The organism is Nocardia coffeae (assembly GCF_019890715.1).
Classification (GTDB): domain Bacteria; phylum Actinomycetota; class Actinomycetes; order Mycobacteriales; family Mycobacteriaceae; genus Nocardia; species Nocardia jiangxiensis.
The window spans coordinates 1-12,933 of record NZ_JAINZY010000003.1; the positions used below are offsets into that span (position 1 = coordinate 1).

The 12,933-nt window shown below is 63.2% G+C and carries 18 protein-coding genes; 5 read left to right on the forward strand and 13 right to left on the reverse strand.

Annotated elements, in window-relative coordinates:
- Positions 1-30 precede the first annotated feature (30 nt).
- Both K7711_RS13570 and K7711_RS13575 read right to left on the reverse strand, forming a co-directional pair.
- Entirely contained in the window at positions 31-405 is a 375-nt protein-coding gene (locus K7711_RS13570) for an ArsR/SmtB family transcription factor (protein ID WP_222969410.1), read from the reverse strand.
- 253 nt (positions 406-658) lie between these two features.
- A complete protein-coding gene (locus tag K7711_RS13575) occupies positions 659-1,024 on the reverse strand; it encodes a winged helix-turn-helix transcriptional regulator (RefSeq protein WP_222969412.1) in 366 nt (121 codons plus the stop codon).
- A gap of 104 nt (positions 1,025-1,128) precedes the next feature.
- Here K7711_RS13575 and K7711_RS13580 point away from each other — a divergent pair, with 104 nt between their 5' ends.
- Positions 1,129-1,497: a DoxX family protein gene (locus K7711_RS13580; RefSeq protein ID WP_222969414.1), complete on the forward strand. Its 369-nt coding sequence runs from the start codon at positions 1,129-1,131 to the stop codon at positions 1,495-1,497.
- 61 nt (positions 1,498-1,558) lie between these two features.
- On the opposite strand, the gene K7711_RS13585 is transcribed toward K7711_RS13580, so the two are convergent.
- The 7 genes from K7711_RS13585 to K7711_RS13615 all read right to left on the reverse strand — a co-directional run bounded on the left by K7711_RS13585 (position 1,559) and on the right by K7711_RS13615 (position 6,802).
- The gene (locus K7711_RS13585; protein ID WP_222969416.1) at positions 1,559-2,326 is read right to left on the reverse strand and encodes an ESX secretion-associated protein EspG; all 768 of its coding nucleotides are present in this window, start codon (positions 2,324-2,326) and stop codon (positions 1,559-1,561) included.
- A gap of 122 nt (positions 2,327-2,448) precedes the next feature.
- On the reverse strand, positions 2,449-3,603 hold the full coding sequence (locus K7711_RS13590; RefSeq protein WP_222969418.1) for a WXG100 family type VII secretion target: 1,155 nt from the start codon (positions 3,601-3,603) through the stop codon (positions 2,449-2,451).
- Positions 3,603-4,133 (reverse strand): hypothetical protein, encoded by a 531-nt coding sequence (locus tag K7711_RS13595; RefSeq protein ID WP_222969420.1) that lies wholly within the window; start codon positions 4,131-4,133, stop codon positions 3,603-3,605. The genes K7711_RS13590 and K7711_RS13595 overlap by 1 nt, the downstream gene beginning before the upstream one ends.
- Before the next feature lie 46 nt (positions 4,134-4,179).
- Positions 4,180-4,767: a DUF3558 domain-containing protein gene (locus K7711_RS13600; RefSeq protein ID WP_222969422.1), complete on the reverse strand. Its 588-nt coding sequence runs from the start codon at positions 4,765-4,767 to the stop codon at positions 4,180-4,182.
- Positions 4,768-4,973: 206 nt separating this feature from the next.
- Positions 4,974-5,549, reverse strand: coding sequence for a DUF3558 domain-containing protein (locus K7711_RS13605; RefSeq protein WP_222969424.1), 576 nt, complete (start codon positions 5,547-5,549; stop codon positions 4,974-4,976).
- A 177-nt stretch (positions 5,550-5,726) separates the two neighbouring features.
- Positions 5,727-6,332, reverse strand: a complete 606-nt coding sequence (locus K7711_RS13610) for a hypothetical protein (protein WP_222969426.1) — start codon at positions 6,330-6,332, stop codon at positions 5,727-5,729.
- Positions 6,329-6,802, reverse strand: coding sequence for a DUF4254 domain-containing protein (locus tag K7711_RS13615; RefSeq protein WP_222969428.1), 474 nt, complete (start codon positions 6,800-6,802; stop codon positions 6,329-6,331). The genes K7711_RS13610 and K7711_RS13615 overlap by 4 nt, the downstream gene beginning before the upstream one ends.
- A 410-nt stretch (positions 6,803-7,212) precedes the next feature.
- Here K7711_RS13615 and K7711_RS47560 point away from each other — a divergent pair, with 410 nt between their 5' ends.
- The 3 genes from K7711_RS47560 (at position 7,213) to K7711_RS13630 (ending at position 9,070) form a co-directional block, all read left to right on the forward strand.
- A complete protein-coding gene (locus K7711_RS47560; RefSeq protein ID WP_222969430.1) occupies positions 7,213-8,106 on the forward strand; it encodes a helix-turn-helix domain-containing protein in 894 nt (297 codons plus the stop codon).
- Complete coding sequence (locus tag K7711_RS13625; protein WP_222969432.1) at positions 8,103-8,306, forward strand: DUF397 domain-containing protein; 204 nt, start codon at positions 8,103-8,105, stop codon at positions 8,304-8,306. The genes K7711_RS47560 and K7711_RS13625 overlap by 4 nt, the downstream gene beginning before the upstream one ends.
- Before the next feature lie 146 nt (positions 8,307-8,452).
- Positions 8,453-9,070: a nucleotidyltransferase domain-containing protein gene (locus tag K7711_RS13630; protein ID WP_222969434.1), complete on the forward strand. Its 618-nt coding sequence runs from the start codon at positions 8,453-8,455 to the stop codon at positions 9,068-9,070.
- Between the two features lie 237 nt (positions 9,071-9,307).
- Here the strand turns inward: K7711_RS13630 and K7711_RS13635 are convergent, their stop codons facing one another.
- A complete protein-coding gene (locus K7711_RS13635) occupies positions 9,308-10,153 on the reverse strand; it encodes an SDR family oxidoreductase (protein ID WP_222969436.1) in 846 nt (281 codons plus the stop codon).
- 81 nt (positions 10,154-10,234) lie between these two features.
- Here K7711_RS13635 and K7711_RS13640 point away from each other — a divergent pair, with 81 nt between their 5' ends.
- Positions 10,235-10,669, forward strand: a complete 435-nt coding sequence (locus K7711_RS13640; RefSeq protein ID WP_308014708.1) for a MerR family transcriptional regulator — start codon at positions 10,235-10,237, stop codon at positions 10,667-10,669.
- Between the two features lie 126 nt (positions 10,670-10,795).
- Here K7711_RS13640 and K7711_RS13645 read toward each other — a convergent pair whose 3' ends face one another.
- From K7711_RS13645 to K7711_RS13655, 3 genes are read right to left on the reverse strand one after another with little or no spacing between them, the layout of a single operon-like run.
- A complete protein-coding gene (locus K7711_RS13645; RefSeq protein ID WP_222969441.1) occupies positions 10,796-11,209 on the reverse strand; it encodes an arsenate reductase ArsC in 414 nt (137 codons plus the stop codon).
- 35 nt (positions 11,210-11,244) lie between these two features.
- Positions 11,245-12,333: an ACR3 family arsenite efflux transporter gene (gene arsB / locus K7711_RS13650; RefSeq protein WP_222969443.1), complete on the reverse strand. Its 1,089-nt coding sequence runs from the start codon at positions 12,331-12,333 to the stop codon at positions 11,245-11,247.
- Between the two features lie 20 nt (positions 12,334-12,353).
- Positions 12,354-12,878, reverse strand: coding sequence for an ArsI/CadI family heavy metal resistance metalloenzyme (locus K7711_RS13655; RefSeq protein WP_222969445.1), 525 nt, complete (start codon positions 12,876-12,878; stop codon positions 12,354-12,356).
- Between the last annotated feature and the right edge of the window lie 55 nt (positions 12,879-12,933).

The following is a 12,933-nucleotide window of genomic DNA, read 5'->3' on the forward strand; positions in this document are numbered from 1 at the left end:
ACGCTGTGCCGACGGTTCGCTGCGCTCCGCTCACGACGCCTCCTGCGCACAGCACGAATCGATGCCGTATTCGGGGCACAATGCGACGGCGTTCCCGGTCGCGGCCAGCACGGCCTCCGCCGAGGACAACATCTGCACCAGTTCCGGGCGGGTCAACCGGAACAGCGATGCCCGCCCGACCGGCTCCGAATCCACCAAGCCGCAATCACGCAGGCAGGCAAGATGTTTCGACACCGTCGACTGCGCCAGGCCGACGGCCTTGACCAGATCGGTCACCCGGGTAGGACCCGCCGCCAACCGCCGCACGATCGCCAACCGGGCCGGATCGCCCAACGACCGGAACAGTGCCGCAGCGGGAATCAACTCCACCCGCTCGACATCGATATTAGACGCTTTCATCGTCATATGGCGATGCTATATCGGGCGGCCTCGTGTGCCAAGCGGCTGGGGAACGATTCACGGGTGATTCGGGCGTGCCGGTCTTGCGGTCCTCGCGCAGCTGTCTCGCCCGTCGCTCCGATGCGGTTCGGATGCGTCCGGCCTGGCGTGCGGGTGCGGCGGCCGGACTTGCCGCCGCGGCTCGCGAACGCCTCGAAGGCAGTCGAAACCGCTGGTTCTCGGCCGAATCACCGTGTGCCGCACTGTGAACGGTCGCCGATTACGCCTTCGGGGCGGTGCGGTTGGCGTTGATCTCGTCGCGGTGCGCCATGGCCCACTCGGCGAGGGAGACCAGCAGCGGCAGCAGGGTGCGACCGAGTTCGGTCAACTCGTACTCGACTCGCGGCGGCACCTCCGCATATGCCGTGCGAGCGACCAGACCGTCCTCGACCAGGTGCGCGAGCGTCAGGGTGAGCATCCGCTGCGAGATGCCCGCCACGGCTTCGCGCAGTTCACCGAATCGCAGCGGTCCCTCGCGCAGGGTGCCGATCACCAGCAGACTCCACTTGTCGCCGATGCGATCCAGCACCTCCCGGACCGCACCGCCGTCGGGTATCCGCACCGTCTTTCGTGTGACTTGCGTCATACCCGAGCTTCCTTCCTGGATGCATACATCGATGTGCCTTTTGTCGCCGCATCGACGCTCGCCCACGATATGACCACGTACCAACGTGAGGATCGGTGAATACGGTGAATATCGCATTGTGGATCGCGCAGGGCCTGCTCGCGTTCGTATATCTCGTCGCGGGCGGATTGAAGCTCGTCCGCTCGCGCGAGCAACTCGTGGCGACGGGCCGGCTGGACTGGATGAAGGACAACTCGGACGCGGTCGTGCGGGCGGTCGGCGCGATCGAAGTGCTCGGCGCGCTGGGTGTGATCCTGCCCGCGGCGACCGGCATCGCGCCCATCCTGACTCCGATCGCCGCGGTCGGGCTGGTCATCGTGCAGATCGGCGCATTGCGGGTGCACCTGACCCGCAACGAGCGACAACCCTTGCCTGCCAACGTGATTCTCCTGCTGCTCGCCGCCTTCGTCGCGATCGGACGTTTCGCGAGCTGACCTCGGCACACCGGATCATGTCCCGGGGTCGAGGCGGCAGGTGAATCGGTCGAACACCGGCTCACCAGGTGTCGGGTTCGTCCTCGCGGAGGCGTTGCAGGGCTCGTTCGATCCAGGTTTCGAAAGTGGTGGTGAGTTCGCGGGGGCTCGCGGGGCGCACGGTGAGGTGTTCTCGGGTGCGTAGTTGCAGGTAGCGGCCGTCCCGGGCGATATCGACCCATTGCACGGCGTACCAGGGGTCGAGGGTGTGGAAGATCGAGCCGGTGAACAGGGCCGCACCGCCACCGCCGTCGACGGGACGCTGGGATATGCGGTCGTAACGGTCGCGGGGAGTGTTGCGGCTCAGTCCCTCGGCGGGGCGGCGGATGTCCGCCAGGTGGAAGGTGTCCGGCTTCTCCTGGCCCGGCGGGAAGGACGGCACGATGGTGGCCAGGCGCTGGGCCAGCTGTTCGGTGCGGAACAGGCGGCAGCGCACGGTGCCGTCGATGGTGTCCTGGACGCCCGGATCGGCGGTCTGGGTGAGCATCATCGCGTTGAATCTCGTTCGCGCGCCGATGATCCGGTAGTCCTTCGGCTTGCCGCGACCGAGAGTCGTGGACTGCCCGAGGATTTCGATGCGCAGCTCGGCGTCGGTCAGGGTCTGGAACGCGAGTTCGATGAGGTTGCGCTCGTCCGCGTCGTACCGGCCGTGCACCTGCTGACGGTGGAAGCGAACCTCGTCCTGGGTCGGGAAGCGGCTGGTGTAGCTCAGCGGGCTCGGCAGCCGATCGCGCGCCTCGCCGAGCCACAGGGCAGCGAAATCATCGGGCTCCCAACTCCATTCGGTCATGGAACATCCTTCGATCACGAACTCCGGTCACCTGAGAACCGGAACGACAGTGGAACATGCGCCCAAGCGCCCCGCATTCGCGGGGGCGTCCGGAAATGCAAGGGGCACACCGGATCCGGCGCTCACCCGCGAGTATCGGGATCCCGGTCGAAATCCCCGCCGATGACGCCGCCCGGAATGCTCTTGGGCGTCGGGCCGAGCAGTTCCTCGGCGTTCTCCATATTGCGCAGCCAATCCGGGAGCGAGTGCTCTTTGTCGTCCTCGCCCTTACCTTTGCCCGCCGCGCCGCCCATTCCGCCCATACCGGCCATATTGCTGTTCGAACCAGCGGCTTTCGCGGCATTCGCCGCTGCCGCGGCGGCGTTGGATCCGGTGCCCGCCACACTCTTGCCCAGCCCGCCGCCGGTTGCCGAGCCCAGCCCGTTCAACGCGCTGTCCCCACCCGATCCGCTGCCGACTCCGCTGTAATTGCTCGGCGTGGTGGATGTCGGCGAGGTGCCGCTGTAGTAGCCGGTCGGCGTGGTCGCCGTCGAACTCGAATACCCGGACATCGACGGCATGGACGAGGAGCTGTATCCCGCCGCCGACGTGGAATCCGACTGGCTCGAAGACGTTCCCGACTGACTTCCGCTGTCGCCGCTCGTACCGCTGGTACTCCCGCCGGGGACGCTGGGGCCGTTGCCGGAGTTCGGGGTGTACGAGCTGCTGGGGGTGTAGCTGTAGAGCGGGTTGCTGATCTCGTTCGGCTTGGGGATAACTGGGATCTTCTTGTCCGCGTCGACGAAGTTCTTGACGTAGTTGTTCTTCATCGCCTCGCGGGCATCGTCACGGGCCTGGTCGATCTTCTTCTTCGATCGATCGCCGTGCCAGAAGAGAAGGTCGCCTTCCCAGAAGTTCGCGCGGCTTACATGTTGCATCGGTACTGCGACACCGCTTTTGGTGCCGTTTACGCCGTCGATCGCTGAGGTCACCTGGGTGGCAAGGGCATTCAATGCCTCGGTCAGATCCTCGGCGCGCTGAGCGTAGTTGGAGATGGCATCGTGAGAGGCATCGGCGGCCTTACCTTGCCACGCTGCTGAGCTGGACTGACGAATGCGAGCAGCGAAGAAGGAGGCAGCCGATGACCATTGGCTGGCCAATGTACTGTAATTTTGTGAAGCGGTATGCGCTTTGCTGGTATCGAGCGGATGAAACTTATTGTAAATATCCCAGTGGGAAAAATTATCCGGATTCTCCCCATCGTGAGGGATTTGGCCGTCCTCGTTAGTGACTCCCATTACTTAGACTTCCCCAGTCCAGGGTTGGTTGTGACACCAACTTGCATCTGCGTTCCGATAGGACTCTTCTCGATATTCGCTGTAAGTCGATTGTATTCGGCTGCGAAATTGCTGTCCTGCTGGCAATACTGCTGTGCAATAGTGTGATGGAGTGTTTGAAGGTCGTCAACTATTTTGTAATGCTGATCAAGGATGCTGTAGAGATTATCATCTGAGTCGGTATGGAGGCCGGCGTGGTTAGCTTTGCTTCGGAAGCGAGATACGACGGTATTTGCAGAGGTCAGGCCGTCTGTAGCCTCGCCAAGGCCCCAGTCCGACTGTTCGGAGATGGTTCTCGCCAGTGCCTGAAGCTTTGTGATCTCTGCCTTGAACGCCTTGCAATCCCGTTCTATGTAAGCAAACTCATCGGCGTTGAGTAGGAAATCCTTTGTCACGCCTTCGCCAAAACTTACGCTGAGACCGCCATTTTGGGCCTCGGTAATCAGACTTGCCAGCGGACCGGTTTGTGTCGGCTTGCCGTCGTCAGCCATCCTGTCGGCCTCCTCCCCAACTTAAATCTTGCCGATGTTGAAAACGCTAGACGGATGCTGGGAAGGTTGGTACCAGATCGCCCGCCAGCTTCTTGGCGATTTCGCAGGAATCCTGGGTCCCGGTCGCCTTGTGTGATGCTGGGTTCGTCACCAATATCTCCAACCCGCCGCCCTTCATCTCGACGTTCAGGATGCAATCCGCTCGCAGGTCTGTCAGATCGGCTTCGTGGTAGGTAATCGCTTGCCGCCCACCGACTGTCAGTTGTTCGAAATTGTTGAACTTCTTGTTGGCCTTGATGAGAGGGATTGTCAGGTTCGTGGTGCGGATTGTCGTCCCGTAGCCGTCGCCGTCGTACGTGGAGTAGACGCATCCTTTCCAAGCGGCGCCGCTCGTGGGATCCGTCGAGTCGGCCGGTATCGCGCCCGAATCGATGTGGTTTGCATCGGCCACCGACTGCGACAGCTCGCATGCATTGAAAGCTGAGGGTGCGGTCGGTGCGATGGTAGACGTCGCAGCTGCTGCCGATGAGCTGGCATTCGACGTTCCCCCGCCCTCGCTGTTACACCCAGCCAACAGGGCGGCTGCGCCGACGCCTGCTGCCGCACAACGGATTACGCGTCCCCAGTCGGTCATGTCGTCCTCTCGGCCCCGATACCACAGTGACGAGGGCCGGATCGACTCCCACCCCTCAACGGCTCGCATCGAACTTACCCGGTCGCTGTGTCCGCTTCAATACGCCTGCGCTTGGTCCGAGCGTCCGCTCACCGCAGTGCCGTGGTCGGTATGACATAACCCAGCGGGCGTCCTCGCGGTCAACAGCGGGGGTGCGGGCCTTGGGGCTAGGCGGAGGCCGGGAATGTAGAAACGATTTCTCCGGCGACTCGCTTGATGATCTCGCAAGAGTCTTGAATGCCGGTTGCCTTGTGCGAGGGCGGATTGTCGACCAACAGGTCCAGCCCGCCGCCCTTCATTTCGACGTCGATCATGCAGTCCTCGCGCAGATCGACGTCGTCGCTCGTGTGGTACGTCACTGCCCTGCGTCCGTCGACGGTCAGGCGCTCGGCGACCTTGTAGTCGCTCATGGTCTCGATCATCTGGACGGTCAGGTTGGTAGTCCAGGTATTGATGTTGAATCCGTCGCCGTTGTGTGTGGACCAGACGCATCCGCGGAACTTGATGCCACCGTCCGCGTCCGCGTCGGCGTTCATCGGATTCGAATCAATCTGCTCGGCATCGACCACGGACTGCGGTAGCTGGCATCCATTGAATGATGTCGGGGTACTTGGTGTTGTGGTCGTCGTCGCGGATGCATGCGGTGTGTTCGATCCCAGGTCGTCGCGGTTGCATCCTGTGAGCAGGGTTATCGCGCCGATAGTTACTGCCGCGCAATGGAGTACGCGTCTACGGTTGGTCATCTCGTCCTCACTCGGTGTCGTACCACGGTGGAGAGGCCGAATCGACTGCTCACCCCCCGGCGGCTCGGATCGAACTTACTTGGTGATCAACTTCGCCTTACAGAGAAGTTGTCCGGTCCGGACGGCTCGGCGCGCCGGTCAACGGGATTCGTGCCGGATCGGGTTGTGGGTGGGCGGTCAGATCCAGCGGGACAGTTCGGGGCGGGCCAGTTCGCACCACAGGACTGTGCGGCCTTGGTGTTCGTGGCGGCCGCAGTGGTGGGATACGTGTTCGACCTGGGGGGAGATGAGATTGTCTGCTGCGGAGATGAGGTGGGCGTTTTCGGGGGAGTCGTGGACTTCGATGACGAGGCGTCCGGCGGAGAGGGCGCGTAGACGGAGGGTCAGGCGGGTTATGTGGCTCGGGTCTTCGTCGACTACGGCGGTTACGAAGGCTTTGACCAGTTCGTAGGTGACCAGGACGCCGTCGAAGAGGACGTCGTGCCACCACCAGGCGGTGAGTTTCTTGCGGACGAACCATCCGGCGACGGTGACCGCATTCCATTGGGCCGCAAGGTCTATGCGTTCGTTGCCCGCGCCCGGGAAGGTGCCCGGCGGCGGCATGCCCTCGGCGATACCGGCGCGGGATGCCATGTGGGCGGCGACCATTCCCAATCTGCCCGCGAGGACGTTGATTTCGCGAGTGCCGAGGAGTTCGGCCACGGCGTCGAGGGTGGCGTGGTCGCAGGCGCTGACGCGGCGGATCTCGTCTCTGACGAGGTGAATCCTGTTGTCTGCGTTCATGTGTTCGCCTGCCGGATGGTCGGGTCGCAGGTGTGGGGTCTGGGATCGGCCAGGTCGGGCACCCTGCGGCGACCGGCGTGGATCTCCGAGGCCAGGTCCTCGTAGGCGACGGCGAGTTCGGACATGCGTTGCCAGAGATAGTGCCGATGCAGTTCCAGAACGCCTTGTGCCGAACCGGCCTGTGCGGCAATCGAATATTCCGCGATTCGGTCTATCACCATGCCGACGGTCTCGGTGTGCAGGAAGGGTGCGGTCGGCGTCTGCGCGCCGCTCGCCGACAGCCAGCGGTCGACTTCGCGCACCGCATTTCGCCGGGCATTATCTATTTCTGGAATATCTGTAATGGAATAGTCCAAACGGGCCTGATGCAGACACGCCAATTCTTGACACGCCAGCAGAACTGGATGATCCGGTGTCGCAATGCCTGTGCACGCCTGGACAAGAAGAACTTTCGATGGCAGTGCGGTCATGCCGTCCCCTCCCTCGGCGCGATCCATGCAGCGGACTCGTGCTGCCGCTTACCGCATAAGACCAGGTGAGGCGTCATCGCAGGACGATCGAGGTTCACACACCTTTCGGTCATCGTATGTCGCACGTGGGCAGCGTCTTTCGCTCGAACTGGTGATCGATTAACCCTTGTCGAGACAGCGGATCGCATGGTAATCATGGAGTTCCCCGGAATTGAGTCGGAAAATTCTGGTCGAACGCCCGAAACCAGGCCGGTAGGAGGTGCGTTCGAGGTCACCCATCAGGTGCGCGATCCATGTCACACCTGATTCTCCGGACGCACAAGCATTTTCGAGAAATTTGACGACTTCGAAAAAACGAATTCCTGATTCGGTAGGCGGTATATCCGCCGGTCATGAGAAGGAGCAGTACTGTGCCTGCACAGCCCACGACCCCGTCGGTTCCTCGCACGCAGGTTGCGCGGATCCTGTTCAAGCTCCACCAGCAGTCTGGCCTCTATATCAAAGATGTCGCCGAACAGATCAACCTCCACCACACGACGGTGTCGAAGATCCTCAAGGGGGAGCCGTGCAAGCTGAAGCCGATCTACATCGACAAGATGTGCGACATCTACCGTGTCTCGGACGACATCAGGGCGGACCTGAAAGTCTTGGCTGCTGAGGCCGAGCTTGCACGGGACTGGTGGTATGACTTCAACGATGTTGTGTCACACGACAAGTTGGACGTCTTCATCAATCTCGAGGCCAGCGCCACCACCCTCATCGGGTTTCAGAACATGCGCATCCCTGGTCTGCTGCAATGTGAGGACTATGCGCGAGCCTTACTGCGAACTAGTCCGGATCTGACCCCGGACGAGGTCGAACGCCACGTTCAGGTTCGGATGCGACGCAAAGCCATCCTTACCAGGCCATACCCCCTCCCCGGGTTGGACGTGATCCTCGATGAGGGAGTCCTTCGTCGGGTACTCGGTAACACCGAGGTCGCGCGAAAGCAGTTGCAGTGCATCGCAGAACTCTCAGCCTTGCCCAACGTCAGTGTTCGCCTCGTTCCCGTGGACTCCGGTATCTATCGCGGCACCGAGATAGGACCGTTCATCATCCTCGAATTCGGCGCCCCTCAAGATCGAGAACCTGATCCCTCAGTCGTGTACCTCGAGACAGGGGCGGGTGCGGGCAACCTCTATCTCCAGAAACCTGACCAGGTTGCCCGGTATCGTCAGTCCTGGAACGACATTGTTCGTGCGAGTCTGAGCACGGCCAAGACACGTGCTTATCTGTCCAAGATCGCAAAGGAGTTGCCCCGATGACGCAGTCTCCCGCCGGGTGGTTCAAGAGCAGTTACAGCCAGCAAGGTGGTGACTGCGTCGAAGTCGCCTTCCAAGCCATCGATGTGATCGCTGTCCGCGACTCGAAGAATCCCAGCGGCCCAGCTCTGTCCTTCACATCGTCCGAGTGGGATGCCTTCACAACGAACCTTCGGACAGGGGCATTCGCTGATCCTGCCTGATCGGATTGCACTGGACGTCAAGCAGATCCATTGCCGTTGGCGTGCCATCAACGCGTCACACCTCGTCCGCACCGGAGCCGTCTTCGAAATGGGCAAACACGTGGAACGACCGGTCGATTCGTCAACCACGAAGGCGGCCGCCTGATATGGCCGGTCGCCCGCTGTCGGCCGAGGAGTGCGATCGGCTTTGGGAAGCCTGGACTCCCACCGAAGTCGCCGAACGGCTGTCTAGCACCCGGTCGTGTTGGTATGTCGCTGCCGGGTGGGCGCTGGATCTGTTCGTCGGAGGACTCGGGCGTGAGCACTCCGATCTCGAAATCGGGGTTCCGCGTGAGCGATTCGCCGAGATCGCCGAGGTGTTCCCCGGATTCGAGTGGGACGTCGTCGGCGACGGCCATGTCTGGCCGTTCCCGGAGGAAGCCGACAACCAGCATCAGACATGGCTGCGTGAACCGGCGACCGGACATTATCGCCTGGACGTGTTCCGCGAGCCGAGTCGTGGCGATCGATGGGTATGCCGCCGCGACGCCTCGATCACCCTGCCCTACGACGAGCTGATACTCCGCTCGGCCGACGGTATCCCCTATGTGATCCCCGAGGTCGTGCTCCTGTTCAAGGCGAAAGCCCGGCGAGCCAAGGACGAAGTGGACTTCATGCACGCGGTCCCGACGATGGACCGATCACGGCGCTCCCGGCTGTCCGGATGGCTATCGCGAGTACACCCCGGCCATCCCTGGCTGGAAACGCTCTCGGAACTACCTTGATGCCACGACGTCGTCGCGGATGACGGGTAGTGCCGTTTCGTGGTGCGTGTCGTGTTCGGTCGGGTGTGATCGGGAGGGCGCGAACTGTGTTGCGGCTGTGGATGTTTCCGGGACTGCCTTGATGCGACGCCGTCTTCGCGGACGACGAGTAGTGCTGTTTCGTGGTGCGCACAGTGTTCGGCCGGGTGTGTGACCAGGAAGGCTCGCACGTGCCGCGGCTGCGGCTCATTCCGGGAACTACCCTGACGCGACCACGTCTTCGCGGACGACGGACAGCGCTGTTTCACGCTGCGCATCGTGTTCGGTCAGGCGTGCGACCAGGGAGGCGCGCACATCGCGGTAGGTGTCGGAGCCGAGCGGGAGGCGTAGCGGGTTCGCCTGGCTGTCGACCAGGTCGATCATCGCTCGGGCGATCTTTTCCGGGTCGTTGCTCAGCGGGAACGTGCCGTTTTCGAGAGCGCGGCGGACGTCGCCGGCCGGTGTGCGGTCGTATTCGGGCATGGCCGGTGCGGTGGACAGCGCGGTTCCGAATCCGGTCGGGGTCGCGCCGGGTTCGACGATGGTGAGGCCGATGCCGAACGGCTCGATCTCCCGGGCGACGGTCTCGCAGAAGCCTTCGATACCCCATTTCGAGGCGTGGTAGTAGCCGAAGTTCGGATACGTCGTCTGGCCGCCCGCGCTGGAGACCTGGAGGATGCGGCCGTGGCCCTGTGCGCGCAGATGCGGCAGTGCGGCGCGCACCACGTGCATCGATCCGAGCAGGTTGGTATCGATCACCTGGCGGATCTGCTCGTCCGTGACCTCCTCGACCGAGCCGAACGTGCCGAATCCGGCGTTGTTGACGATCACGTCGATCGTGCCGAGGGCCGTGAATGCCTCGTCCACGACGTGGCGGACCGACTCCGCGTCGGTGACGTCGAGCCGGGACACCCACAGGCGGTCGCCGTGGGCCGCGCGGAGGTCGTCGAGAGCTTCCGGCCTGCGCAGCGTCGCGGCGACCCGATCACCCCGCGCGAGCAACCGCTCGGTGAGCAGCCGCCCGAAACCCGAGGACGTTCCGGTGATGAACCATGTTCCGGCCATTGCGTTTTCCTTCCGTCGGTGTGTGTTGCCGACGGTATGAGTTCGAGTCGACTCGAAGTCAACCCGCGTACGCTGGCTCTTGTGACGACTGTTCCCGAGGCGACGTTGAGCATCGGTGAGGTCAGCGCGCTCACCGGTCTGTCGGCGCACACCTTGCGGTTCTACGAGCAGGAGGGCCTGTTCATCGAACCGGTGCGTCGCAATTCCGCGGGACGACGCGTATTCACCGACCAGGAGGTCGGCTGGCTGAAGGTCTGCGCGAAACTGCGCTCCTCCGGAATGTCCCTGCCGAACATCCGCCGCTACGCCGAACTGGCCCGGCGGGGCCCCGACACCACGAACGAGCGCTTCGACCTACTCCGCGCCCACGAATCCACAGTGCAACAACAGATCTCCGACCTCCAGGATGCGCTGGCAGTGATCCGCGGGAAAATCACCCTGTACGCCGACCACCTCGCCGCCGGCTCCGCCGACGAACTATGGCGCAACGGACCCGAGTGCGCCCCGGTCGAATAGTCCGTTCGCCCAATGGCCGGGCGCGAAGGGGCTATCCGGCATTTCGAATCGGCGTGCACGCGAACGGTCTTCTACCAGGGCAGTGACGCCGCTGATGTCTTCCCGCTCACTTTCACGGCCTCCGGCTCACAGCGTCGGCCGTATGCCCAAATCGTCCAGCAGGGTGCGGATGTGGTGTTCGATCTCGTCGCGGATCGGTCGGACCGCTTCGATGCCCTGTCCGGCGGGGTCGTCGAGTTTCCAGTCCAGGTAACGCTTTCCGGGGAAGTACGGGCAGGTGTCCCCGCAGCCCATGGTGATCACCACGTCGGAAGCTTCGACCGCGTCCGCGGTCAGCACCTTGGGGATTTCGGTGGAGATGTCGATGCCGAGCTCGGCCATGGCCTGCACGGCGGTGGGGTTGACCCGGTCGGCCGGCTCGGAGCCTGCGGAGCGGACCAGGACGCGGCCTGCCGTGAGGTGGGTCAGGAATGCGGCGGCCATCTGCGAGCGTCCGGCGTTGTGGACGCAGACGAACAGCACGCTGGGTGTGGAAGACATGGGTTTGTATCGGACCTTCGGTCGGTTGCGAGGGATCAGGGCTGAACCGGTGTTTTCTGAATATCGCTGCGGGGGAATCGGTTTCGGAGGGCGAGGGATACGTAGACGAGGCCGACCAGTACGGGGACCTCGATGAGCGGCCCCACGACTCCGGCGAGGGCCTGGCCGGAGGTGGCGCCGTAGGTGGCGATCGCGACGGCGATGGCCAGTTCGAAGTTGTTGCCCGCGGCGGTGAACGCGAGGGTGGTGGTGCGTTCGTAGCTCAGGCCGATGATGCGGCCGTAGAGGTAGCCTCCACCCCACATGATCGCGAAGTACGCCAGCAGGGGGACCGCGATGCGCACGACATCCATTGGGCGAGAGGTGATCTGGTGGCCCTGGAGGGCGAACAGGATCACGATCGTGAACAGCAGGCCGTACAGTGCCCACGGCCCGATTCGCGGGAGCAGTGTGCGTTCGTACCAGTCGCGGCCACGGGTCCGCTCGCCGAACCGGCGCGTGAGGAATCCCGCGACCAACGGGATGCCCAGGAAGATCAGCACCGATTTCGCGATCTGCCAGGGGGAAGTGTGAATCGTGGTCTGCGCCAAGCCGAGCCATCCGGGCAGGACCGAGAGGTAGAACCAGCCCAGCACGGCGAACATGACGATCTGGAAGATCGAATTCACCGCGACCAGGACCGCGGCGGCCTCGCGGTCGCCGCAGGCCAGGTCGTTCCAGATGATCACCATCGCAATGCATCTGGCCAGGCCGACGATGATCAGGCCGGTCCGGTATTCGGGCAGGTCCGGCAGCAGCAGCCAAGCCAGGGCGAACATCAGGGCGGGACCGACCAGCCAGTTCAGGACGAGGGAGCCGAGTAGCAGGCGGCGGTCGCCGGTGACCGCGTCGAGGCGGTCGTAGCGGACCTTGGCCAGCACCGGATACATCATGATCAGCAGGCCGATCGCGATCGGAAGTGAGATTCCGTCCACTTGCACCGCGGACAGTCCGCTGCCCAAGCCGGGAATCACGCGGCCCAGCAGGAGTCCGGCGGCCATCGCCGTACCGATCCACAGCGGGAGGAATCGGTCCAGGGTGGAGAGTTTCCTCGCGACTGCCGGATGAGTGTTGGTGGTGGTCATGGGGATTACCTCGGCATCGGTCAGCAGCAGCCGGCGTTCGCGGAACTCATGTCGGCCTTGGTGTCGGTGGCGCAGCATGAGCCTTCTGCGGCGGCTTCGGTGCGTTCGGTGCCGGTTCCGCAACACGCTCGCACCGCTGCGGCATCATCGGTGGCGAATTCCTTTGCAGCACCGAAGTGTTCGGTATCGGCGAGCACTGTGTAGACCTCCCACTTCTCGTCGTTCGGGCCGGTCACCCACACCTTGTCCTGGGTGGCGAAACAACACGTGGTCGCGATCTGCTCCTCGGTGAACAACCCCGCCTCCGACAGGCGGGCGATCTCGCCGTGTACCCGCTCGGAGGACTCGACCTCGACCCCGAGATGGTTGATCGTGCCGCCCTGACCTGTGTTCTCGAGCAGCACCAGCTTCAACGGCGGCTCGGCGATGGCGAAGTTGGCGTAGCCGGGCTTGCGCTTGGCCGGGGCGGTGTTGAACAGCGTGGAGTAGAACGTGATCGCCTGCTCGAGGTCGTCGACGTTGAGTGCGAGCTGGACGCGGGACATCAGAACCTCCATTGTGTGACATATATCGAAAAGGTGGTGTGTGGTCGAGTCTGGC